We start from the raw sequence: 22,373 nt of genomic DNA on the forward strand, positions 1-22,373 counted from the left end.
TCAGGGGCGTTTGGCCCGGTAGATGCGAAAACCATTGCCTTCGGCTTTGACGGCGCAGATGCCCAAATGCTCTTCGATCAGCGGCTGGTACTTCAGGAAGCTGTTGGCGACGAGGCGCAGTTCGCCGCCTTTTGCCAGATGTTTTGCCGCTTTTCGCAGCAGGTTTTCCGTAGCGAAGTAATCGGTGTGCACCCCGACATGGAACGGTGGGTTGCTCAAAATCGCGTTCAAGCCCATCGGCGCGGCGTCGATGCCGTCACCGGTCAACACCTCTGCGTCCAGGCCATTGGCAGCCAGGGTCAGGCGACTGCTGGCGGCGGCGAAGGCGTCCACATCGAGCAGCGTCACGGTGTTATGCGGGTAGCGACGTTTTACCGCTGCCCCCAATACGCCGGCGCCGCAACCAAAGTCGAGCAAATGCCCGCTGGGCAGCTTGTCCAGGTGCGCCAGCAACAGTTCGGTGCCCCGGTCCAGGCGACCATGGCTGAACACGCCCGGCAGGCTCACCACCTTGAGCGGCCCGTCGGCCAGCGGCACGTCGAAGGTCTGCGCCAGGCTATCGAGTTCGCGCGCTTGCGGCGCGTTGCCCACCGTGACTTGCCAAAGCTGACAATGCCGCGCGTTATCCAGTTTGCGCGGTTTGCCGAAGGGGATCATCTGCTTGGCGGCGCTTTCGATACCGGCTTTTTTCTCGCCGACCAAAAACAGCTCGGCACCCGGCAGACGCGCGGCCACGGCGTTGAGCAGGTAGTCGGTGAGGTCTTTGGACTTGGGCAGGAAAATCACCGCCGCATCGAATGCGCGCTCAGGCACGGTCACGCCGAACTGGCTGCGCTCGGGAAAACGCGCCGCAAGCGCCGCCTGATCGCCGGCATGCCAGCACCAACCGTGGGCATTGGGCAGGCGCCCGAGCAAATCGTCGGCCGGCAAACCGACCAGCAGCAGGTTGCCTTGAAAAAGTTCGGCCTGGCGAAGCAGTACTTCACTGCGCGGATCCATGGTCTGCTCCTTGAAAAGGGGCGCAGTTTATCAACTGACGACGCGAAGCGGGGCACAGTTGAAAAAGCCCAGGGCGTTTTCGCGCAATTGCCCGACGATTCGTTGCCGCGCTTCACGGCTGCCCCAGGCGTTATGGGGCGTGACGATCAGCCGAGGAATGTCACCGGCCAGCAGCGGATTGCCCTGGACCGGAGGCTCGACACTCAGCACATCCGTGGCTGCACCGCCCAGGTGCCCGCTGCGCAGCGCATCGGCCAGCGCCTGTTCGTTGATCAAGCCACCGCGTGCAGTGTTGACGATAAACGCGCCGGGCTTGAGCAGCGCCAGTTCGCGCGCGCCGATAAGGTCGCGGGTGTGCTCGTTGAGCGGGCAATGCAAGGTCAGTGCATCGACCTGCGCCAGCAGTTCATCCAGCGGCACGCGGTCGGCGCGGGCAGGGCGCCCGGGAATCGCGCCGAGCACCACGCGCATGCCGAAGGCTTCGGCCAGGCGCGCCACGGCACTGCCCAGCTCGCCATGCCCGAGCAGGCCGAGGGTTTTGCCTTCCAGCTCGACAATCGGGTAGTCCAGCAGGCAGAACTGCCTGGCCTGCTGCCATTTGCCCGCGGCCACATCCCGTTGATAGTCGTTCAGGCGCGTGGCGAGGTTGAGCAGCAGCATGAGTGTGTGCTGGGCCACCGACGGCGTGCCGTAGCCCTGACAGTTACTCACGGTGATGCCTTGGGTGCGGGCGGCGTCGAGGTCGATGTTGTTGGTGCCGGTGGCCGACACCAGGATCAGCTTGAGGTCGGGGCAGGCGGCCAGAGTCTCGGCGTTGAGCGGTATTTTGTTGCTGATGGCGACGTGAGCGCCCTGCAAGCGTTCGAGCACATTCTGCGGCGTGGTCTGCTCGAACAGCTGCAGCTCGCCGAAGCAGTCGCGCAGCCCACTGAGGTCGAGGTCGCCGAGGTCCAGGGAGGGGTGATCGAGGAAGACGGCGCGGCGATTGTTCATGATCAACTGTACCTTTTGCGACGAGGTTCGAAGGCGTAATCTGCTGAGCCTATCAGATGAAATAATCAGTTACTTCATGGAGCGCGCATGTACGTCGCCGAGTTTTTAACCGTAGCTTTGATTCACTTGTTGGCGGTGGCCAGTCCCGGGCCGGACTTCGCCGTGGTGGTGCGCGAAAGCGTGACCCACGGCCGGCGCGCCGGTACCTGGACCGCGCTGGGCGTCGGTTCGGCGATTTTTCTGCATGTCGGTTACTCGTTGCTGGGCATCGGCTTGATCGTGTCCCAGTCCATCGTGCTGTTCAATGCGCTGAAATGGGCGGCAGCGGCGTACCTGCTGTATATCGGCTTCAAGGCGCTGCGCGCGCAGCCGGCCAAGCCTGTGGCCGAAGGCGAGCTGCATCGCGAGGCGGGCGAGCGCACCCCACGCGGCGCGTTCACGGCGGGTTTTGTGACCAACGGCTTGAATCCCAAGGCCACGCTGTTTTTCCTGTCGCTGTTCACGGTGGTGATCAACCCGCACACACCGTTGGCGGTGCAGGCCGGTTATGGCGTGTACCTGGCGGTGGCGACGGCGCTGTGGTTTTGCCTGGTGGCCATGCTGTTCAGCCAGCAGCGCGTGCGCGCCGGGTTTGCGAAGATGGGGCATTGGTTCGATCGCACCATGGGCGCTGTGCTGATTGCGATTGGTGTGAAGCTGGCGTTTACCAGCATGAAGTAAACCTGATCTGTGTGGGAGGGGGCTTGCTCCCGATAGCGGTGGATCAGCTAATGAATACTTGGCTGACACACCGCTATCGGGAGCAAGCCCCCTCCCACATTTGATCTTCATGAATCCAGAATGATGGCGCAAAGCTAGCATTTGCTGGGCTTTACAAATCATTCCTTTGGCTGATTTGGTTGAAACATAACGTCTCTACAGTGCAGGTCTTCACGCCAAGACCGCGCAGTCATAAAAGGGATTCGTATGTTGCAGACCCGTGTCATTCCCCCCGCCGAAGGCGCTTACCAGTACCCGCTGTTGATCAAACGCCTGTTGATGTCCGGGACCCGTTACGAAAAGACCCGGGAAATCATCTACCGCGACAAACTGCGCTACACCTACCCGACCTTGATCGAGCGTGTCGCGCGCCTGGCCAATGTGCTGACCGAAGCCGGGGTCAAGGCCGGTGACACGGTGGCGGTGATGGACTGGGACAGCCATCGCTACCTGGAATGCATGTTCGCCATCCCGATGATCGGCGCGGTGATCCACACCATCAACGTGCGCCTGTCGCCGGAACAGATCCTCTACACCATGAACCACGCCGACGACCGCTTTGTGCTGGTCAACAGCGAGTTCGTGGGGCTTTACCAGGCCATCGCCGGGCAACTCACCAGCGTCGACAAGACCTTGCTGATCACCGACGGCGACAGCAAGACCGCCGACCTGCCCAACCTGGTGGGCGAGTACGAAACCCTGCTGGCCGCAGCGAGCCCGAAGTACACCTTCGAGGATTTCGACGAGAATTCCGTCGCCACCACCTTCTACACCACCGGTACCACCGGCAATCCCAAGGGCGTGTACTTCACCCACCGCCAACTGGTGCTGCACACCATCGGCGTGGCGACCATCATGGGCAGCGTCGACAGCGTGCGTTTGCTTGGCACCAACGACGTGTACATGCCGATCACGCCAATGTTCCACGTACACGCCTGGGGCCTGCCGTATGTGGCGACCATGCTCGGCCTGAAGCAGGTCTACCCCGGCCGATACGACCCCGAATACCTGGTGGCGCTGTGGCGCCAGGAAAAGGTCACCTTTTCGCACTGCGTGCCGACCATCCTGCAAATGCTGCTCAATGCCAAGGCCGCCCAGGGCGTGGATTTCGGCGGTTGGAAAATCGTCATCGGCGGCAGCGCGCTCAACCGTTCGCTGTACGAAGCCGCCAAGGCCCGTGGCATTCAATTGACGGCCGCGTACGGGATGTCCGAGACCGGGCCGCTGGTGTCCTGTGCCCACCTCAATGCCGAGCTGATGGCCGGCAGCGAAGATGAACGCACCACCTACCGCATCAAGGCTGGCGTGCCCGGCCCGTTGGTTGAAGCGGCGATCATGGACACTGACGGCAACTTTTTGCCGGCCGACGGCGAATCCCAGGGCGAACTGGTACTGCGTGCGCCCTGGCTCACCGAAGGCTATTACAACGAGCCGCAAAAGGGCGCCGAGCTGTGGGCCGGTGGCTGGATGCACACCGGTGATGTCGCCACCCTGGACGCGTTCGGCGTGATCGATATCCGTGACCGCATCAAGGACGTGATCAAGACCGGTGGCGAATGGATCTCCTCCCTGGCCCTGGAAGACTTGGTCAGCCGTCACCCGGCGGTACGCGAAGTAGCGGTGGTGGGCATTGCCGACCCGCAGTGGGGCGAGCGCCCGTTTGCCCTGTTGGTGTTGCGTGATGGCCATGTGATAGGCGCCCGTGAGCTCAAGGAGCACCTCAAGCCGTTCGTTGAATTGGGCCACTTGAGCAAGTGGGCGATTCCGAGCCAGATCGCCGTTGTTACGGAAATTCCCAAGACCAGCGTCGGCAAGCTCGACAAAAAACGTATCCGTATCGACATCATCCAATGGCAGGCCAACAACAGCACGTTCCTGTCGACCCTCTGACACCGCTCGCCGCGCCCGTTCGGGCGCGCGCTGCTCTATCTCAAGCCTTTACTTGTGATTTGCCGAATTTCAGCCATCCTTGCCGCGTCGACCTTCGTCGGCGTGGCGAAAGGGTTGTGGCAGACGGGTTGGTGATGCAAATCACACTTTAGAGGGATCAAGCACTACCCCCTGCTGGCTATAGTCCCTTCCAGAGTTTTTCGTGGATGTTGCGCTTCGGGCGAGGGTCGCCCGGTTGTCGCTCGGCATTGGAATCGTTGTATCCCGGCCGTTACATGCATCTTCCGAAAGAGCTCACTGCCATAACAATAAAATGCACATGGAGTAGCGTCGATGACCTCAGTAAACCAGTTCTGGCGCCGGGCACGACTGCCCCTGGCCGTCAGTCTCGCTTCTACGCTCGCCGGGCCCGCATTCGGCGTCAGTTTCAACATCGGTGAAATCGAAGGGAGTTTTGACTCATCCCTGTCGGTAGGCGCCAGTTGGAGCACGTCCAAGGCCAATCGCGACCTGATCGGCGCCAACAACGGCGGCAAGGGCTTGTCCCAGACCTCCGATGACGGGCACCTGAACTTCAAGCGCGGAGAAACGTTCTCGAAGATCTTCAAGGGCATCCACGACCTGGAACTGAAGTACGGCGACACCGGTGTGTTTGTGCGTGGCAAGTACTGGTACGACTTTGAGCTCAAGGACGAAAGCCGTCTGTTCAAGGACATCAGCGACAACAACCGCAAGGAAGGCGCCAAGTCGTCGGGCGGGCAGATCCTCGATGCGTTCGTCTACCACAACTACTCGATCGCCGATGCGCCGGGTTCCGTGCGGTTTGGCAAGCAGGTGGTGAGCTGGGGCGAAAGCACCTTCATTGGCGGCGGTATCAACTCCATCAACCCGATCGACGTGTCGGCGTTTCGTCGTCCAGGGGCCGAGATCAAGGAAGGCTTGATTCCGGTCAACATGTTCTACGTGTCCCAGACGCTCACCGACAACCTGTCGGCCGAGGCGTTTTACCAGTTGGAATGGGACCAGACCGTCACCGATAACTGCGGCACCTTCTTCTCCCAGCCGGACGTGATTTCCGATGGCTGCAGCAATAACCTGCGGGTACTGAACAAGCGCTCGACCATCCCCGGCGCAGCATTGCCGACGTTGGGCGCCCTGGGTGTGGACGTGAACAGCGAAGGCGTGCTCGTGCGCCGTGGCCCCGACCGCGATGCCCGCGACAGCGGCCAGTTCGGCATGGCCATGCACTACAACTTCGAGCCGCTGGATACCGAATTCGGCGCCTACTTCATGAACTACCACAGCCGTGCGCCGATCTTCAGTGCACAGGGCGCGCCGTCGTCGGCCTACACCCGTCCACTGGGTCCGCTGGGGGCCTTGCGTCCGTTGATCGTGGCGGGCAGCTCCAACTACTTCGTGGAGTACCCGGAAGATATCCGCCTCTACGGTTTGAGCTTCTCCACCACCCTGCCTACCGGCACCGCCTGGAGCGGTGAGTTGAGCTACCGTCCGAATGCGCCGGTGCAGTTGAGCACCACCGATATCCTGTTTGCCGGCGTCACGCCGATTCCGGGCTTTGGCAACGCGTCGGTGCTAAAGGGCTCGCCAGGCCAGGACCTGCACGGTTACAACCGCAAGGAAGTGACCCAATTCCAGACCACCTTCACGCACTTCTTCGACCAGGTAATGGGCGCCAGCCGCCTGACCACCGTGGGTGAAATCGGCGTGACCCATGTGGGTGGGCTGGAAAGCAAATCCCAGGCGCGCTATGGCCGCGATCCGGTCTTCGGTCCCGGCACCTTGCCAGGTGGGTTCTGCAACGCGCTTAACAACTCCACCGCCAACGGCGCCGGCTTGCCCAACGCGGCTGGCCTGAACACCAACTGCAACAACGACGGCTACACCACCGCAACCTCCTGGGGTTATCGCGCCCGTGCCATCTGGGAATACCCGGACGTGTTCGCTGGCGTCAACCTCAAGCCCAACGTGGTCTGGTCCCATGACGTCAAAGGTTACTCGCCGGGCCCTGGCGCCAACTTCGAAGAAGGGCGCAAGGCGGTCAGTCTGGGCCTGGATGCCGAATACCAGAACACCTACACCGCGAGCCTGGCCTACACCAACTTCTTTGGTGGCAGGTTCAGCACCGTGGATGACCGTGACTTTGTCGCGTTGAGCTTTGGCGCCAACTTCTAAGCACACTCTTTTCAAGTGGCATGTATTCAGGAAGACCAGTATGAAAATAACTAAAAGTCTGTTGCACGTGGGTGTGCTTGGGCTGTCGATCCTGGCGAGCAACGTCATGGCGGCGGTCTCGGCCGATGAAGCAGCCAAGCTCGGCACCAGCCTGACCCCAATGGGCGCCGAAATGGCCGGTAACGCGGCCGGCACCATCCCGAAATGGACGCCGATGCCGACCAACGCCGGCGCCGTGGATGCCAAAGGCTTCCTGGCCAACCCTTATGCCAGCGAACAACCGCAGTTCACCATCACCGCGCAAAACGTCGAGCAATACAAAGACAAGCTGGCGCCGGGGCAGTACGCGATGTTCAAGCGCTACCCGGACTCGTTCAAGATGCCCGTCTATCCGACCCATCGCGGCGCCACGGTGCCGGCGGAGGTGTTCGCTGCGATCAAGAAAAACGCCACCACCACCAACCTGGTGTCTGGCGGTAACGGCCTGGAAAACTTCGAGACGGCCGTGCCGTTCCCGATTCCGAAAAGCGGTGTGGAAGTCATCTGGAACCACATCACCCGTTATCGCGGTGGCAGCGTCACCCGCCTGGTCACCCAGGCCACACCGCAAACCAACGGTTCCTACAGCCTGGTGTACTTCCGCGACCAGTTCGTGTTCCGCGACAAGATGAAGGACTTCGACCCGAAAAACCCAGGCAACGTGCTGTTCTACTTCAAGCAGCAAGTCACCGCGCCGGCGCGCCTGGCCGGTGGTGTACTGCTGGTGCACGAAACCCTCGACCAGGTGAAGGAGCCGCGTTCGGCGTGGGTCTACAACGCCGGCCAGCGCCGTGTGCGCCGGGCACCGCAAGTGTCCTATGACGGGCCGGGCACCGCCGCCGATGGCCTGCGTACCTCCGACAACCTCGACATGTACAACGGCGCGCCGGACCGCTACGACTGGAAACTGGAAGGCAAGAAGGAAATCTACATCGCCTCCAACAGCTACAAGATCGATGATCCGAAGCTCAAGTACGCCGACATCATCAAGGCCGGCCATATCAACCAGGACCTGGCGCGCTATGAGCTGCGCCGTGTCTGGCATGTGGTCGCCACCTTGAAGGAAGGCCAGCGCCACATCTACGCCAAGCGTGACTTCTTCATTGACGAAGACACCTGGCAAGCAGCGGTGATCGATCACTACGACGGCCGTGGCCAACTGTGGCGCGTCGCCGAAGCCCATGCCGAGAACTACTACGACAAGCAAGTGCCGTGGTACGCCCTGGAAACCCTCTACGACCTGCAGTCCGGCCGCTACCTGGCCCTGGGCATGAAGAACGAAGAGAAACAGGCCTATGACTTCGGCTTCACCGCCACCACCAGCGACTTCACTCCAGCGGCCCTGCGCCAGGATGGCGTGCGCTAACCTGAACCTATGTTGATACCCCTGTGGGAGGGGGCTTGCTCCCGATAGCGGTCTGACAGTCGACACATGCATTGACTGATCCGCCGCTATCGGGAGCAAGCCCCCTCCCACTTTTGTTTGGGGTGTCCGTGGGGGATATTTTTTGTCGCAGTTCTTTTTCAGGCATTTGTTGCAAAGATCTACAATCCCGCCGCTTTTACCGCTAGTCTGCGGACATCTGCAATGCCGACAACAGCCTTCCACAAGAGCCCGGCGATGACTGATCTGTCCCGAATCCAAGGGCCTGCCAGCGCGGTGATTCCGACCCTGGAAGGCCGCTTCTACAGGCCGCCGCTGCCTGATGGCTACGTGCTGCGCCCACGCCTGTGCGAACGCCTTGGTGCCGGCCTGGAAGGGCGACTGTTGCTGGTCAGCGCGCCGGCGGGGTTCGGCAAGAGCTCCCTGGCGGTGGAGTTCTGCCAGAGCCTGCCCGCCCACTGGCAAAACCTGTGGCTGGGCCTGAGCCCACGGGACAGCGACCCTGGCCGTTTTCTCGAGCGCCTGCTCGAAGGCTTGCGCCAGTATTTTCCGCAACTCGGCGCCCAGTCCCTGGGCCTGCTGAAAATGCGTCAGCGTCACCAACCCTTTGCCTTTGAAGAATGGCTCGATGGCCTGCTCGATGAGCTGACGGTGCACCTGTCCGTCAAGGCGCCGCTGTTGCTGGTGCTGGATGACTACCACTTGGCCCAGGGGCCGGTGCTGGACCGTTGCCTGCAATTTTTCCTCAATCATTTGCCCGATGGCCTGGTGGTGCTGGTCACCAGCCGCCAGCGCCCGAATTGGCACCTGGCGCGCCTGCGCCTGTCGCGGCACCTGTTGGAATTGCATGAGCAAGACCTGCGCCTGACCCATGACGAATCCCTGGCCGTGTTGGACCGGCACAGCAGTTCGTTACGTGGCGAGGCCCTGGAAAATCTGATTCGGCGCAGCGAGGGCTGGGTCGCCGGCCTGCGCTTCTGGCTGCTGGCGGCCTCCGAAGCCGGCAATGACGGCGCCCTGCCGCAGGGTCTGAACGGTGGCGAAGGGCTGATTCGCGATTACTTGCTGGAAGAAGTCATCGATTGCCTGCCTGCGGAGGTGCAAGCATTCCTGTACGACACCGCACCCCAGGAGCGCTTTTGCAGCGAGCTGTGCGATGCGGTCCGCGAGGCCCATGACAGCCCGGAAATCCTGCGCTACCTGCAGGCCCATCAGGTGTTTCTGGTGCCGCTGGATGAACACGGTCACTGGTACCGTTATCACCATTTGTTTTCCGACCTGCTGCGCGCCCGCCGCGAAAAGAGCGCCACGTTACCGTTGGCCAGTCTGCACCTGCGCGCCTGTCGCTGGTTCAACGCCCAGGGCCTGATCGATGAGGCGGTGGAGCAGGCGCTGCGGGCCGGGCACCTGGATGTGGCGGCGAACCTGGTGCAGAACCTCTCCGAAGAACAGCTGCTGGCCGAGCAGAATGTCGGCATGCTGCTGCGCTGGAAGATGGACTTGCCCGACAGCCTGTTGATCAGCACCCCGCGCTTGATCGTGCTCTACAGCTGGGCGCTGGGGCTGGCCTGCCAGTTGGATGCGGCGCAGGAGCTGTCCGGCTACCTCAGTCGCTTCCTGCCGGCGCCGTCGGCCACCGCGCAAAAATCCATGCTGGCCCAATGGCTGGCACTGAGCGGGATCATCGCCCGTGGGCGAGGGGACCGCGAATTGACCCAGCGCTATTGCAACGAGGCGCTGGAGAGCCTGCCGCACAAGCGTTACGGCCAGCGTTTGATGTGCCTGTCGACCCTCTCCAACCTGGCGATCGTCGATGCCGATCTGTGGCGGGCTCGTGGCCTGAACCGCGAATCCCTGGAACTGGCGCAGCGCGTCGGCAACCCGCTGTTTGAAGCCTTGGCTCATTACGACCGGGCCCGGGTGCTGCAAGCGCGGGGCGAGATCCTGCGCGCCCTGGACGAAGTGCGCCAGGGCCTGCTGCGCCTGCAGGGGCTGGCACCCCAGCGGCTGTACGCCGTACGCGCGCGGTTGTCGTTGTATGAAGGCTACCTGCTGCTGCTGCGTTACCAGCCCGAAGCCGGGCTTGCGCGTTTGCGTGCCGGCCTGACCGAAGCCCGTGCCTGCCGGGATATCAGCGTGCTGATCGGACATTGCGTGATCGCCAGCTTCGAAGGGCGGCGAGGCGATTTCTCTGCTGCCTTTGCCGAGTTGGCCGAGGCTGAGCGCTTGATGCATATCTGGGACGTGCCGCCGATCTACTACCTGGCGATGATCACCCTGATCAAATGCGAACTGTGGCTGGCCCAGGACCGTACCGACCTGGCCGATGCCTGGCTGACGCGGCTGGGGCAGACCTACACAGGCGAGCAGGCGGCCGCCGCACCGGAGTTTCATCCGCACTTGCCACAACATGTGGAGCTGCAACAGGCCGCGCTGGACGCCATTCGCCATCAGCCCGATAGGGCATTGCGACGGCTTGAGGACCTGGCGCAGCAGGCGCTCGGCAGTGGCCGCCAGATGATTGCCCTGATGGCGCTGACCCAGCAGGCCCATGTTCTGCTGGCGTGTGGCCAGGAAGCCAAGGCCAGGCCGGTATTGGCCCGCGCACTCGACGCCGGCGCGGGCGGCGCGTTGCAACCGTTCCAGCGGTTGCTCGAGGACTATCCGGATTGGCTGCGCGAGCAGTTGGGCAAGCCGCCCCATCAGCCGTTGCACCAGGCATTGCTGGCGCTGCTACCGGCAAGCGCCGTCGTCGCGATCGCGCCTCACCATGAAACCCTGAGTACACGGGAGCTGGCGGTCCTGCAGTTGATCGCCCAGGGCTGTTCAAACCAGGAAATCAGCAACCAGTTGTTCATTTCCCTGCACACAGTGAAAACCCACGCCAGCCATATCAACAGCAAGCTGGGCGTGGAGCGCCGCACCCAGGCGGTGGCGCGGGCCAAGTCGATGGGCTTGCTGGCTTGAGTGCACAACCGTTCATGGCGCGCTCGGGCACTGCTTCAGGGAAGAACCTGCGGCGTGGTTGATCAGCGCGGCGAAGCGCTTGAGGTTGTTCTGGTGCGCCACCACCACGTCATCGATGCTCGGGCCGGCCGGTGACTGCAAGGTCGAGCGGCAGGTCAGCGCAGGGCGATCACCGCCGCCAGCCGGCCTGAGGCGCCAACGCACATCGAGCAGCGCGTATTGCCCCGGCACCGAATCGAAGCGCTGCACTTCCACGCGCAACGACACGGCTTGCCGGGCATCGCTGCCGGCCAACTGGTCGACCAGCGCGCTCCTCAGCTCATCGGCGAGGGTGGCGGCCCACCACTGGGTTTCGAGGATCGCCAGGCCGCTGTCGCCCTGGCGGATCACTATCTGCGCACGGTCGACCTGGGGCGGCACGCTGATGCTTTCAATGCGGACTGAATCGGCATCCGCCCGTGTGGCGTTATTCAAGTGCGCCGGGGTCAAGGTGTGGAATGCAATCGGCTCGCTGCGGCATGCCGCGAGCAACAGCAGGGCAGTCACCAGGGTGATTTTCAACGGCACTGTCATGGCGGCTCCAATGGTCATTTGCGGGGTGGCCCTTGCAGGTCCAGGGGTGCGGCATTATCGGCGCGACCGCGAATCAGCGACTCCGGATGCCGGCCCAGGTAATCCGAAAGCTCGCGCAGGGAGCGCGACATGCGCGCCAGTTCATCCAGGGTCTGGGTCAGTTGTTCGCGCTGCGGCGAGTCTTCGGCCAGGGTGGAACTGGCCGACTGCAGGGTCTTGCTCACGTCGCCCAGGGTCGTCTGCACGCCGGGCAGGGTCTTGGCATTGAATTGCGCCAGGCCCTTGCGCAGCTCGACCAGGCTGGCGTCGAGATTGCCGGCGATACGCTCGACCGGCAGCTGGCTGATCTTGTTGACGATGCCTTCGAATTTCTCCTGCAATTGTTCCAGGTTGCCGGGAAGGGTGGGGATACCCACGGGGCGCTGGTTCGGGTCAAACGCGACTTTCTCGGCCTTGGGGTAGAAGTCCAGGGCGATGTACAGCTGACCGGTCAGCAGGTTGCCGCTGCGCGCCTGGGCGCGCAGGCCGTTTTCGATGAAGCTGCCGATCAGGCGCACGCCGGCCGCTTCATCGTCAGGGTTATTGTTCATCGCCTTGAGCAGCTTGGTGTGCGCCTGGCCGAGCAGTTGCGGGTAGATCACGATGCCGACGTTGACCGGGAAGCTGCGCTTTTTGGCGTCGAAATCCAGGTTGATCGAGACCACTTTGCCAAACTCGACGCCGAGGAATTCCACCGGGGCGTCAACTTTCAGCCCGCGCAGGGCTTGATCGAAGCGCAGCACCATGTATTGCCCCTTGCCATTGGGCGGGGCGAGGGCACTTTGCTGGTCTTCGAACAGTTCAAAGTTGCGGTTTTCCTCGGCGGGCTTGTCGTTGGGGTTGTAGGGCGGTGCCTGGAAGGAGACGCCGCCCATCAACATGGACGACAACGATTCGGTCTTCAGCGCGAAGCCGTTGGCGCCGACGCTGAGGTCGACACCGCTGGCGTTCCAGAAGCGCGTGTTCTCGGTGACGTACGCGTCATTGGGCGCATGCACGAACACCTCGATATTCACGCCCTTGCCCTCGCTGTCCAATTCATAGGCAACGACCTGGCCGACCGGGATCTTGCGGTAATAGACCGGCGAGCCGATATCCAGCGACCCCAGGCCCTGGGTATGCAGGGTGAAGCGTTTGCCTGGCTCGCCGTAGGTGATGGGCGGCGGGTTTTCCAGGCCTTTGAATTGTTTGGCGCGGGTGTCGGACTGGCCGATATCGGCACCGATGTAGTCGCCGGACAGCAAGGTGTCGATGCCGGACACACCGCCGGCGCCGATGCGCGGGCGCACCACCCAGAACTTCGAGTCTTCGCGGGTGAAGCTCTGCGCCTGCTTGGCCAACTCGACGGTGGCGTTGACGCTTTTCTGGTCATCGCTCAAGGCGACACCGGTGACCTGGCCGATGACCACGTTGCGGTACTTGACCTCGGTCTTGTTGGCGACCAGCCCGCTGCCGGTCTTGAAGTTGAGGGTGATGGTCGGGCCCTGTTGCAGCACGCTATGGACCACCAGGGAGATACCCACCAGCACGGCGACAATCGGCACGATCCATACCAGCGAAACGCTGAAGCGACGCGTCTTGATTACGGGTGTTCCCGCAGGGGTGTCAGCATCAGCCTTGGATGAGCTCATCCGAGGTCTCCTCATTGTGTGGATTTTCCCAGATCAGCCGGGGATCGAAACTCATGGCCGCGAGCATCGTGAACACGACCACCAGGCCAAAAAACAGAATGCCCAGGCGCGGCTCGATGTCGCCCAGGGCCTGGAACTTCACCAGCGCGGCCACCAGTGCCACCACGATCACATCCAGCATCGACCAATAGCCGATCAGCTCGATAAACCGGAACAGCTTCGAGCGCTCCTTGCGCGCCCACTGGCTATTGCGCTGCACCGTGATCAGCAGCAGCCCCAGGGACACGAACTTGATGCCCGGCACGGCAATGCTGGCGATGAAAATGATCAGCGCAATGTCCCAGGCGCCATGCTGCCAGAATTCCAGCACGCCGCTCATGATGGTGCTGTCCGCCCCGGAGCCGAGCATGGTGGTGTTCATCACCGGCAATATGTTCGCCGGCACATAAAATGCCAGTGCCGTGAGCAGGTAGGCCCAGGTGCGGGTCAGGGACTGAACCTTGCGCCGGTGCAAGGGGGCGCCGCAGCGCTCACACTCGGCGGGTTCGTTGCGCATGTCGCACGGCTGGCCGCAGGTGTGGCACAGGCACAGGTTGAGTTCGCGGGCGGTGGGCGGCGAATTCATAGGGTGTCCCACAGATCACGCACATCGCGCCCGGCGATGCGGATCAGCAAAAGGCTGAGGGCGGCCAGCGCGAACAAGCCGATGCCGGGTATCACATCGAGCATGCCGGCCAGCTTGAACACTGCCACCATCGCGCCCAACAGGCACACCTCCAGCATGCTCCAGGGCCTGAGGGCTTCCAGCCAGCGCATGCACAGCTTGAAGGCCGGTGAGCGCCTGCCGGATAGGGCAAAACTCAATACCCAGATCAGCAGCAGCAGCTGAAACACCGGCGCGATAATCATGGAAATTGCTGCCACCAAGGCGATAAACGTGATCGGCCCCTGGCTCAGCGCGACCACCGAATCCCAGAGTGTCGCGCTGTTCTTCAGGCCCTGCAGGCTGATGCTCATCACCGGATAAAAATTGGCGGACGCCCACAACACCGCTGCGGTGAGCGTCAGTGCGAGGCGCTGCTGCACCGACAGGCCGTTATAGCGCTGCAGTACTCCCTCGCAGCGTACGCACAGGGCTTTCTGATGTTTGGCGAGCGTGACTTTCTGATAAACGCAGTCGCAGTGTTCGCAGATGACCTGTTGATTCGCCATAGGGCTGCTCCAAAAGCGACTGGCTAGGGTGCTGGCCGTTGCCGGAGAGCCAATCGCGTTTGCGTAGCTTAGCAGCCGATGCCACCGTTTTACCTATTACTCGGCATCCTCTCCTTTCTGTAAGGCATTGACGGTTACGCTGTTGCGCCAAGCATTGTGCGTCGCCATATCAGACGCGCCAACGTGATCGACCAGTTGCACAAGGCGACAACCAGGATGATAGAGAGCAACGTCGACATGCCATGGTTGACGATTATTTTACCGGCCAATAACGGAAAGCCGAACACGCCGACAAAGTAGGAAAGACTGAATAAAACCAATGATTGCGCGGTCTGGCCCGCGGGGGCTTCATTGGCTGCCAGCCCGTTTATTACAGAGTAAGTCAGCCCGTAACCTACCCCGAGCACAATGGCGGCCAGCAAATACGCCGCCGAAGAGTGTACGAAGAAGGTGAACATCAATACCGAAATCACCATCAGCGCACTTAACAGGCTCGACATCAGGTAGGGATCGCGCTTGACGATATACCCCGCGACCAGCAGGCGACAGGAGATCGCCGCGCTCATGAAACCCAGGAAAAACAGGGAATAATCGAGATGGTTAAGCGCGGCATAGGAGGTTTGGAAGCTCGAAAGCCCGCCGAAGATTGCGCCGCCGAGGCCGACCATGATGATGGCAAATACCGCCTTGGAACCCAGCACCGCCTGTGCCGCCCGGGCGCTGATCTTGCACACTGTCACCGGCCCAAGACGTGCTTGCTGCTGCTTGATGTTGGGGGCGAGCAGGAAAAACAATGCCCCTCCAGCCAGGCTGGCAATGGCGGCGACGATAAATGCGGACTCCACCGAATGGCCCAGCGCCTCGGCGGCTCGCCCTACCAGAGGCCCCGTGCCGATGCCACTCATCATACTGCCCGACAGCAATGCAAAATACTTCACGCGCCGGGCAGGCTCTATGATCATCGCCACAATGATCGGCCCAAGTGTGTAGAAAACGCCCCATCCAAACCCCAGTATCAAGCCGCTGGCCAGCAGTGCCACGCCGAAAGCTGGCACGGTCGCGAAGCCCAGGCAAGCCGCTGCCAGCAGCACAGCACCCGCTGCGATGGCTCTGGGAGCACCGATCAGATCGGTCAAGTGGCCTGAAAATATGACTGCCAGGAACGTGCTGAGCATCGCAACCGAGATAATCGTACCGGCGTCGGACTCACTGCCGCCGCTGTCCCGCAGCTTCATGGCCAATAAGAACGTAGTGCCGTAGGACAGGGATAGTAGATAGCTGCCCAGGCAAAACAGGCCGAATAGCCCGTTGCCAGTTGCGTGGCTCGCGGACGATGGTGAAGACATGGATTCTTTCCTTGTGGAATCAAAAGTCTGATAGTCAGAAGTGATATTAATCAGCGGCGCGTTGTAGTGCGGCGGTCACCCGATCGATATCTTCCTTTCGGATCGTCGACATTTCCGTACGTCTTTTAGAGGCTCGATATCTATAGCAGACCATTAACGACAAACGTCATAGATTCAAAGTTTATGGACTGAACATTAACCCTTCTTAAACATACGGCGGGCTCGATCAGTTCTGGTGTTCATGCGCCAAGTGGTAGCCAGCCGGCGTTTGTCTAACAAGCATTGCAACAAAACCCCTGCTCGCGTTCAGCCGGGGTCTGCTACGGTCTACCTGGCGCCCAGAGTGTCTGGCCTTTTTATCCTGCCGGGGCCGCGCTCACGGAATTTTTACCGCTTGCCATGTTCCAAACCCGGCACAGGTCCGTTGCCCATGTCCTCTGCATCACAGAATGCAAAAGTAGGAGCTTCCTTCATGTTCACTCCGCGTCGTCTGCTTGTTGTCGCCACCGCCGTAGCCCTGTTGTCCGGCTGCGCTTCACCCAACCCTTATGACGGCAGCCAGGGACAGGCCGGCAATGGTTCCGAAAGCGGCATGAGCAAGACCGCCAAGTACGGCGGCCTCGGCGCGCTGGCCGGGGCATTGGCCGGTGCGGCCATCGACCATAACAACCGTGGCAAGGGCGCGCTGATCGGCGCAGTCGTTGCGGGTGCCGGCGCCGCCGGCTATGGCTACTACGCCGATCAGCAAGAGAAAAAACTGCGCGAAAGCATGGCCAATACCGGAGTTGAAGTGCAGCGCCAGGGTGACCAGATCAAGCTGATCATGCCCGGCAATATCACCTTCGCCACCAACTCCGACGCCATCTCCAGCAGCTTCTATCAGCCGCTGAACAACCTGGCCAACTCCCTCAAGCAGTTCAACCAGAACACCATCCAGATCGTTGGCTACACCGACAGCACCGGCAGCCGTCAGTTGAACATGGACCTTTCCCAGCGCCGTGCGCAGAGCGTGGCCAACTACCTGACCTCCCAGGGCGTCAGTGCTGCCAACCTGAGCGCACGCGGCGCCGGCCCGGATAATCCGATCGCCAGTAACGCTGACGTCAACGGCCGTGCCCAGAACCGTCGCGTGGAAGTGAACCTCGGCCCGATCCCCGGCCAGCAGTACGGCCAGCCGGGCGCCCAGCAACAGGTGCCACAACAGAACAACCAGTTCCAGGGCAACCCGTACTCGCAATACCAGTAAACACCGCCACAAAAAAGGGCGCCGTGCATTGACTGCACGGCGCCCTTTTTTTGGCTTTCGGTTACATCAGTCGATGTATTCGAACACCTTGACGATTTTCTGCACACCGGACACACCCTGTACCAGGTTGGCCGCGCGAGTGGCTTCCGCCTGGGTCAACAGGCCCATCATGTAGACGATACCGTTGTCGGTGACGATCTTGATGCGCGAGCCCGGAACGGCGCTGTCGGTGAGCATCTGCGCCTTGATCTTGGTGGTCAGCAAGGCATCGTTGCTGATGGCCAGCAGCGTGATCGGGTCCATGACCTGCAGTTCGTTGTGCACCTTCTTGACCCGTTGCACCGCCGAGGCGGCCTGTTCAGCCTGGGCCTTGAGTTCGGCGCGCGGGGTTTGCCCGGCCAGCAGCACGACGCCGTTGAAGCTGGTGACCACAATGCGCGACGCGCCGTTGCCCAGGTCCGTAGCCGCTTTGGCGACGTTGACCTTGACCTTGGTTTCAATCAGCGAGTCGTCGATGGTGCTGCCGAAGGTACGTGTGCCCCGGTCGTCCTGGATGGGGGTGTCCCGTGTAGCGGTGATTGCCGTACTGCAGCCGCTGATGGCGAGGCACAGCGTGATGGCCAAAAGGCTGAGGCGATTAACGGTCATTCTTCACTCCCGAACAGTTGGCTGTCGATCAGATCGCACAGGCAGTGGATCGCCAGCAGGTGGACTTCTTGAATGCGTGCAGTGACATTGGCCGGAACGCGAATCTCCACGTCCTCAGGCAGCAGCAACGAGGCCATGCCGCCGCCATCGCGCCCGGTCAATGCTACGACAATCATTTCGCGATCATGTGCGGCCTGGATCGCTTGAATGATGTTCGCCGAGTTGCCACTGGTGGAAATCGCCAGCAACACATCGCCCGGCTGGCCGAGGGCGCGGATCTGTTTGGAGAAGATTTCGTTGTAGCTGTAGTCGTTGGCGATCGAGGTGATGGTCGACGAATCGGTGGTCAGGGCGATCGCCGGCAGGCTCGGGCGCTCGCGCTCAAAGCGGTTGAGCAGCTCGGAGGAGAAATGCTGGGCGTCACCGGCCGAGCCGCCGTTACCGCACGAAAGCATTTTGCCTTCGTTGAGCAAGGCGTTGACCATGACCTGACTGGCTTGCTCGATGTGCGGTGCAAGTACGTCCATCGCCTGTTGCTTGGTGTCGATGCTGGCCTGGAAAAGCTGGCGAATTCGGGATTGCATGTCCATCTGTGTGACCTTAATGAGCGCGGCTGTTTGGCACAGAAATGTGCAGCCCGCAAAGCAAAGAGCAAAAGTGTGGGGTGAAGGTGCCGGGTGAGTCAGCTGTCGAAGGCATCTTTGAGCCAATTCAGGTCAGATGGGCCCGACGGTGTGCTTTCCATGGCAACCACATCGAAACGGCAGGGGCTATCGGCCCAGCGATGCTCTTTGTGCAGGAAAAACTGCGCGGCGAGTATCAGCTTTTGACGCTTGCGCCCATCGATACTGGCGAGCGCGCCACCCCATTGTGCGTGTTTTCTGTAGCGGACTTCGACGAATACTACTGTATCGCCGTCAAGCATGACCAGATCAAGCTCACCGCGTTTACATAACCAGTTCTGCGCCAGAAGGCGCAGACCCTGTTGTTGCAGATAGTTCAGCGCGTAGCGTTCGGCATCCTTGCCGCTTTGTGCGCTGGACGGTTCGGGCATCAGCGCGGGGTATCCGGCAGGCGTTGGATCTCGCCACCCACGAACTTCGCCCACGGCATCTGGCGGTCAACGCGCTGGTTGGCGCTGATGCCCAGGTTACCGGAGAGGCCGTCGACACGGGTGTCCGGCAACGCCTTGAGCTGGCCCAGGCGTGGCGCCAGGCGATAGGCATCGACGCCCATCGCATACAGGCGACCCAGGCTGCCATTGGCCTGCGGCCATTGTGCGGCGACCTGGTTGCGCAGCGGGTCGGTGGTGTTGAGCAACCAAGGGGTTTCGCAGAACATCACGTTGGTCATGTCCAGGTACTGGTTGCGGTCGCCACTGGCGCTGAAGACGTGGGACGTCGCATAGACGGGCACATCACCGGCGTACTGGAAGTTCAGGGTCGGCTTGATCTGCTGGGCCAGTTGCGGGGTGACGGCCAGGAAGATGAACTCGATGTCCTGGCGACGCGAAGGCTGGGCGGCAACGTCAGTGCCGACGGTGTCTTGCAGGCTCTTGGCGCGGCCTTCGCTTTTGCGCAGTTGGAACAGGTCGGCGATCTGCTGGGCCAGGGCCACAGGCTGGTCGACATATTCGACGCCCATGACGGTGCCGCCGTTGGCTTCCCAGTCCTGGCGGAAGGCCTTGTAGACACGCTCGCCCCATTCGCCACGGGGCACCATGGCGGCGGCGCGATGCAGGCCGTCGGCACGGGCGCGGCGCGACACTTCACGGGCTTCGTCTTCAGCAGCCAGGCCGAACTGGAACAACTGCGCCGGGGCTTGATCGCCCTCGCTGTAGTTCAGCGCCAGGGTGGTGATCGGCAATTGCGGGCGTGCACTGAGCTGTTTGACCAGTGGCTTTTCCAGCGGGCCAACCACCAGCTGCACGCCGGCGGCCTGGGCCTTGGCGTAGAAGTCGTCGATGGAGGTCAGGCGCGAGCTGTCGTAGAACTCAATCACCGGCGGCTTCTGCCCGGCCTGTTCGGCCTGGTAGTGAGCGGCCATGAAGCCTTCACGCAATGCCTTGCCGACCGACGCCAGGGCGCCTTCCTGTGGAAGTAGCAGGGCGATCTTGGTCAGGGGCTGGCTGGCCAGTTCCTTGAGTTTGGTCAAGGGCGTTGGTAATTGCACGGCCGCCGGATGGCCCGGGTTGCGCGCACGCCAGGTATCGATGGCGGTTTGCTGCTGCTCCAGCGTGCCGGCGCCCTTGACCGCCTGGGCCAGGGTGATCCAGCCGTCCAGCGTCGGGTTGCCGGTGGCTTGCAGTTGCTCGGCGGGCAGTGCGGCAATCAACACCCAGATCGCTTCGTGGTTGCTATTGGCGGCGTCACCGGTGAGCAGCGGCGCCATGGCAACACGCTCCCGCGCTGCCGCCAGGGTCTGGCCGTCGGCTTCATAGGCGCGGGCATGCACGGTGCCGGTGCGCACTTGTTGATCGACCGGCAGCTCCTTCAGGCTTTGCAGGCTGGGGTGGTTCAGCGCCGTCAATGCAGCCTTGGGCTGGTTGCGGGTCATCGCCAGCTCGGCGGCCAGGGTGCTGGCAAACACTTGCGCGGCCGGTTTCAGGACATCCAGGGGCACCTGCGCAAGTATCTGCGAGGAACGGCCAGGGTTGTTCTGCTGGTAGGCCAGGTCAGCCGCACTCAAGCGCAGCAATGCGGCCTTTTCTGGCGTCTTGGCAGCCGTGGCCTGTTCGAGCAGTTGCTCGATACTGGCGTCGGGCGTGCGTGGTAGGTCGCCAAGGCTGGACGAGGGCGAGCTGGCGCAAGCGGCCAGCAAGGCAGCGAGGCAAAGGGCGGAGAGCAGCCGCAGGCAAGCGATCATGTAAGTGTTCCTGATACCGATCAAATTAGCGTGGAAGTGTACCCAAGCACTGGCCCAGGCGCGATGTTCGTGGCGTGAAACCGTGGATTTAGGTCGTGCAATTGTTGCGTTTTACTAACAATGGCTGAAACGACATCCGCCGTGACGGCATATTTTCAGCGCGTTGACGCGCTACAATGTGGCTTTTGCCAACCATCGAGGTGTGCGTTTTGACTGCTCCAGGTCCTTTGAATTCCACTGCAGGCTCGCTTTTTGTCGTGGCGACGCCCATTGGCAACCTGGACGACATCAGTGCCCGGGCATTGAAAGTGTTGCGCGAGGTTAAATTGATCGCGGCGGAAGACACGCGACACTCCCAGCGGTTGATGCAGCATTTTGGAATCCCCACGCCACTGGCGGCCTGCCATGAACACAACGAACGCGAGGAGGGCAGCCGTTTTATCACCCGTTTGCTGGCAGGTGATGATGTTGCGCTGATCTCCGATGCGGGCACGCCGCTGATTTCCGACCCGGGCTACCATCTGGTCCGCCAGGCGCGCGCCGCTGGTATCAATGTAGTGCCTGTTCCAGGCGCGTGCGCGCTGATTGCAGCATTATCTGCAGCGGGTTTGCCGTCGGACCGCTTTATCTTCGAAGGCTTCCTGCCCGCCAAGATGGTAGGGCGTCGCGCGCGCTTGCAGGCGCTGAAGGAAGAGCCGCGCACCTTGATTTTCTACGAAGCCCCGCACCGCATCCTGGAATGTCTGCAGGATATGGAGTTGGTATTCGGCGGCGCGCGCCTGGCGCTGCTCGCGCGCGAGTTGACCAAGACCTTTGAAACCCTCAAGGGCTTGCCGTTGGAAGAACTGCGCGGGTTCGTCGAAGGCGACAGCAATCAGCAGCGCGGAGAGTGCGTCGTGCTGGTGGCCGGCTGGACGCCTCCAGAGGATGAAGATGCGGTCGGTAGCGAAGCCATGCGCATCCTCGATCTGCTGCTCAAGGAGATGCCGCTCAAGCGGGCTGCCGCCCTCGCCGCGGAAATTACCGGGGTGCGCAAGAATGTGTTGTATCAGGCGGCGCTGGATAAACAGAAAGCCGAATAGTTCCGGGGCCGGGCCGGTGTTTCGTCCGATGGTGATGGCAATGCTGCACTTTTAATACTTGTCCTGAGGCCGTCGTGCCGTTAACCTGCGCGGCGGAGAGTCGATTGGACAGTCGCTGCCCTCTATGAAAATTAGGGGGGGGAGGAAAGTCCGGGCTCCATAGGGCGAAGTGCCAGGTAATGCCTGGGGGGCGTGAGCCTACGGAAAGTGCCACAGAAAATAACCGCCTAAGCACTTCGGTGCCGGTAAGGGTGAAAAGGTGCGGTAAGAGCGCACCGCACGACTGGCAACAGTTCGTGGCTAGGTAAACCCCACTTGGAGCAAGACCAAATAGGGTCCCAAGGCGTGGCCCGCGCTGGGACCGGGTAGGTTGCTAAAGATGTCCAGTGATGGCCATCGTAGACGAATGACTGTTCAAGACAGAACCCGGCTTATAGATCGACTCTCCACCTTTTTCCTTCCGTCCGAACCTCGGGCAGAAAACCGGTAGCAACGCAAGAATCCCTC

At 61.6% G+C, this 22,373-nt stretch carries 18 protein-coding genes and 1 other RNA gene; 8 read left to right on the top strand and 11 right to left on the bottom strand.

Going from position 1 to position 22,373, the window contains the following annotated elements; all coding sequences use genetic code 11:
• Window positions 1–999 carry a class I SAM-dependent methyltransferase gene (locus C4J85_RS04475; protein WP_124409065.1) on the bottom strand — a complete coding sequence of 333 codons (999 nt, stop codon included), beginning with the start codon at window positions 997–999 and terminating at the stop codon, window positions 1–3.
• A gap of 30 nt (window positions 1,000–1,029) precedes the next feature.
• Window positions 1,030–1,995 carry a 2-hydroxyacid dehydrogenase gene (locus tag C4J85_RS04480; protein WP_124411163.1) on the bottom strand — a complete coding sequence of 322 codons (966 nt, stop codon included), beginning with the start codon at window positions 1,993–1,995 and terminating at the stop codon, window positions 1,030–1,032.
• 84 nt (window positions 1,996–2,079) lie between these two features.
• On the opposite strand from C4J85_RS04480, the gene C4J85_RS04485 reads away from it, so the two are divergent.
• The 5 genes from C4J85_RS04485 to C4J85_RS04505 all read left to right on the top strand — a co-directional run bounded on the left by C4J85_RS04485 (window position 2,080) and on the right by C4J85_RS04505 (window position 11,224).
• Window positions 2,080–2,712 (top strand): LysE family translocator, encoded by a 633-nt coding sequence (locus C4J85_RS04485; protein ID WP_124365860.1) that lies wholly within the window; start codon window positions 2,080–2,082, stop codon window positions 2,710–2,712.
• Window positions 2,713–2,958: 246 nt separating this feature from the next.
• A complete protein-coding gene (locus C4J85_RS04490; protein WP_124409066.1) occupies window positions 2,959–4,641 on the top strand; it encodes a fatty acid--CoA ligase in 1,683 nt (560 codons plus the stop codon).
• Between the two features lie 333 nt (window positions 4,642–4,974).
• Window positions 4,975–6,834 carry a DUF1302 domain-containing protein gene (locus tag C4J85_RS04495; protein WP_124406298.1) on the top strand — a complete coding sequence of 620 codons (1,860 nt, stop codon included), beginning with the start codon at window positions 4,975–4,977 and terminating at the stop codon, window positions 6,832–6,834.
• Window positions 6,835–6,874: 40 nt separating this feature from the next.
• A complete protein-coding gene (locus C4J85_RS04500) occupies window positions 6,875–8,239 on the top strand; it encodes a DUF1329 domain-containing protein (protein ID WP_124365863.1) in 1,365 nt (454 codons plus the stop codon).
• 255 nt (window positions 8,240–8,494) lie between these two features.
• The gene (locus tag C4J85_RS04505) at window positions 8,495–11,224 is read left to right on the top strand and encodes a LuxR C-terminal-related transcriptional regulator (RefSeq protein ID WP_124409067.1); all 2,730 of its coding nucleotides are present in this window, start codon (window positions 8,495–8,497) and stop codon (window positions 11,222–11,224) included.
• Window positions 11,225–11,236: 12 nt separating this feature from the next.
• On the opposite strand, the gene C4J85_RS04510 is transcribed toward C4J85_RS04505, so the two are convergent.
• The 5 genes from C4J85_RS04510 to C4J85_RS04530 form a co-directional block, all read right to left on the bottom strand.
• Window positions 11,237–11,797, bottom strand: a complete 561-nt coding sequence (locus C4J85_RS04510) for a membrane integrity-associated transporter subunit PqiC (protein WP_124409068.1) — start codon at window positions 11,795–11,797, stop codon at window positions 11,237–11,239.
• A gap of 14 nt (window positions 11,798–11,811) precedes the next feature.
• Window positions 11,812–13,467 carry an intermembrane transport protein PqiB gene (locus C4J85_RS04515; RefSeq protein WP_124365866.1) on the bottom strand — a complete coding sequence of 552 codons (1,656 nt, stop codon included), beginning with the start codon at window positions 13,465–13,467 and terminating at the stop codon, window positions 11,812–11,814.
• A complete protein-coding gene (locus C4J85_RS04520) occupies window positions 13,448–14,092 on the bottom strand; it encodes a paraquat-inducible protein A (RefSeq protein WP_124409069.1) in 645 nt (214 codons plus the stop codon). The genes C4J85_RS04515 and C4J85_RS04520 overlap by 20 nt, the downstream gene beginning before the upstream one ends.
• Window positions 14,089–14,679 (bottom strand): paraquat-inducible protein A, encoded by a 591-nt coding sequence (locus C4J85_RS04525; RefSeq protein WP_124409070.1) that lies wholly within the window; start codon window positions 14,677–14,679, stop codon window positions 14,089–14,091. The genes C4J85_RS04520 and C4J85_RS04525 overlap by 4 nt, the downstream gene beginning before the upstream one ends.
• Before the next feature lie 134 nt (window positions 14,680–14,813).
• On the bottom strand, window positions 14,814–16,025 hold the full coding sequence (locus tag C4J85_RS04530) for an MFS transporter (protein ID WP_124409071.1): 1,212 nt from the start codon (window positions 16,023–16,025) through the stop codon (window positions 14,814–14,816).
• 472 nt (window positions 16,026–16,497) lie between these two features.
• On the opposite strand from C4J85_RS04530, the gene C4J85_RS04535 reads away from it, so the two are divergent.
• Window positions 16,498–17,271 (top strand): OmpA family protein, encoded by a 774-nt coding sequence (locus C4J85_RS04535; RefSeq protein ID WP_124357087.1) that lies wholly within the window; start codon window positions 16,498–16,500, stop codon window positions 17,269–17,271.
• A gap of 66 nt (window positions 17,272–17,337) precedes the next feature.
• Here the strand turns inward: C4J85_RS04535 and C4J85_RS04540 are convergent, their stop codons facing one another.
• From C4J85_RS04540 to C4J85_RS04555, 4 genes are all read right to left on the bottom strand, one after another.
• Window positions 17,338–17,919: a BON domain-containing protein gene (locus C4J85_RS04540; RefSeq protein ID WP_124361348.1), complete on the bottom strand. Its 582-nt coding sequence runs from the start codon at window positions 17,917–17,919 to the stop codon at window positions 17,338–17,340.
• The gene (locus tag C4J85_RS04545) at window positions 17,916–18,509 is read right to left on the bottom strand and encodes a phosphoheptose isomerase (protein WP_007904374.1); all 594 of its coding nucleotides are present in this window, start codon (window positions 18,507–18,509) and stop codon (window positions 17,916–17,918) included. Before C4J85_RS04545 ends, C4J85_RS04540 begins: the two co-directional genes overlap by 4 nt.
• Before the next feature lie 92 nt (window positions 18,510–18,601).
• The gene (locus C4J85_RS04550) at window positions 18,602–18,973 is read right to left on the bottom strand and encodes a YraN family protein (protein WP_124409072.1); all 372 of its coding nucleotides are present in this window, start codon (window positions 18,971–18,973) and stop codon (window positions 18,602–18,604) included.
• Complete coding sequence (locus tag C4J85_RS04555) at window positions 18,973–20,784, bottom strand: penicillin-binding protein activator (RefSeq protein ID WP_124406304.1); 1,812 nt, start codon at window positions 20,782–20,784, stop codon at window positions 18,973–18,975. The genes C4J85_RS04550 and C4J85_RS04555 overlap by 1 nt, the downstream gene beginning before the upstream one ends.
• Before the next feature lie 176 nt (window positions 20,785–20,960).
• Here C4J85_RS04555 and rsmI point away from each other — a divergent pair, with 176 nt between their 5' ends.
• Together rsmI and rnpB are read left to right on the top strand one after the other, a co-directional pair.
• Entirely contained in the window at window positions 20,961–21,866 is a 906-nt protein-coding gene (gene rsmI, locus C4J85_RS04560; protein WP_164487849.1) for a 16S rRNA (cytidine(1402)-2'-O)-methyltransferase, read from the top strand.
• A gap of 96 nt (window positions 21,867–21,962) precedes the next feature.
• An RNA gene (gene rnpB, locus C4J85_RS04565) (RNase P RNA component class A) lies at window positions 21,963–22,316 on the top strand.
• Window positions 22,317–22,373 lie beyond the last annotated feature (57 nt).

It is taken from the genome of Pseudomonas sp. R4-34-07 (genome assembly GCF_003852375.1).
In the GTDB taxonomy this organism is placed as follows: domain Bacteria; phylum Pseudomonadota; class Gammaproteobacteria; order Pseudomonadales; family Pseudomonadaceae; genus Aquipseudomonas.

Bases quoted from the DNA above. Each gene is read 5' to 3' on its own strand.
- C4J85_RS04495 (WP_124406298.1), top strand. From the start codon at position 4,975: ATGACCTCAGTAAACCAGTTCTGGCGCCGGGCACGACTGCCCCTGGCC.
- C4J85_RS04545 (WP_007904374.1), bottom strand. From the start codon at position 18,509: ATGGACATGCAATCCCGAATTCGCCAGCTTTTCCAGGCCAGCATCGAC.
- C4J85_RS04520 (WP_124409069.1), bottom strand. From the start codon at position 14,092: ATGAATTCGCCGCCCACCGCCCGCGAACTCAACCTGTGCCTGTGCCAC.
- C4J85_RS04525 (WP_124409070.1), bottom strand. From the start codon at position 14,679: ATGGCGAATCAACAGGTCATCTGCGAACACTGCGACTGCGTTTATCAG.
- C4J85_RS04535 (WP_124357087.1), top strand. From the start codon at position 16,498: ATGTTCACTCCGCGTCGTCTGCTTGTTGTCGCCACCGCCGTAGCCCTG.
- C4J85_RS04475 (WP_124409065.1), bottom strand. From the start codon at position 999: ATGGATCCGCGCAGTGAAGTACTGCTTCGCCAGGCCGAACTTTTTCAA.
- rsmI (WP_164487849.1), top strand. From the start codon at position 20,961: ATGTGGCTTTTGCCAACCATCGAGGTGTGCGTTTTGACTGCTCCAGGT.
- C4J85_RS04505 (WP_124409067.1), top strand. From the start codon at position 8,495: ATGACTGATCTGTCCCGAATCCAAGGGCCTGCCAGCGCGGTGATTCCG.
- C4J85_RS04515 (WP_124365866.1), bottom strand. From the start codon at position 13,467: ATGAGCTCATCCAAGGCTGATGCTGACACCCCTGCGGGAACACCCGTA.
- C4J85_RS04540 (WP_124361348.1), bottom strand. From the start codon at position 17,919: ATGACCGTTAATCGCCTCAGCCTTTTGGCCATCACGCTGTGCCTCGCC.
- C4J85_RS04530 (WP_124409071.1), bottom strand. From the start codon at position 16,025: ATGTCTTCACCATCGTCCGCGAGCCACGCAACTGGCAACGGGCTATTC.
- C4J85_RS04485 (WP_124365860.1), top strand. From the start codon at position 2,080: ATGTACGTCGCCGAGTTTTTAACCGTAGCTTTGATTCACTTGTTGGCG.
- C4J85_RS04500 (WP_124365863.1), top strand. From the start codon at position 6,875: ATGAAAATAACTAAAAGTCTGTTGCACGTGGGTGTGCTTGGGCTGTCG.
- C4J85_RS04490 (WP_124409066.1), top strand. From the start codon at position 2,959: ATGTTGCAGACCCGTGTCATTCCCCCCGCCGAAGGCGCTTACCAGTAC.
- C4J85_RS04510 (WP_124409068.1), bottom strand. From the start codon at position 11,797: ATGACAGTGCCGTTGAAAATCACCCTGGTGACTGCCCTGCTGTTGCTC.
- C4J85_RS04555 (WP_124406304.1), bottom strand. From the start codon at position 20,784: ATGATCGCTTGCCTGCGGCTGCTCTCCGCCCTTTGCCTCGCTGCCTTG.
- C4J85_RS04550 (WP_124409072.1), bottom strand. From the start codon at position 18,973: ATGCCCGAACCGTCCAGCGCACAAAGCGGCAAGGATGCCGAACGCTAC.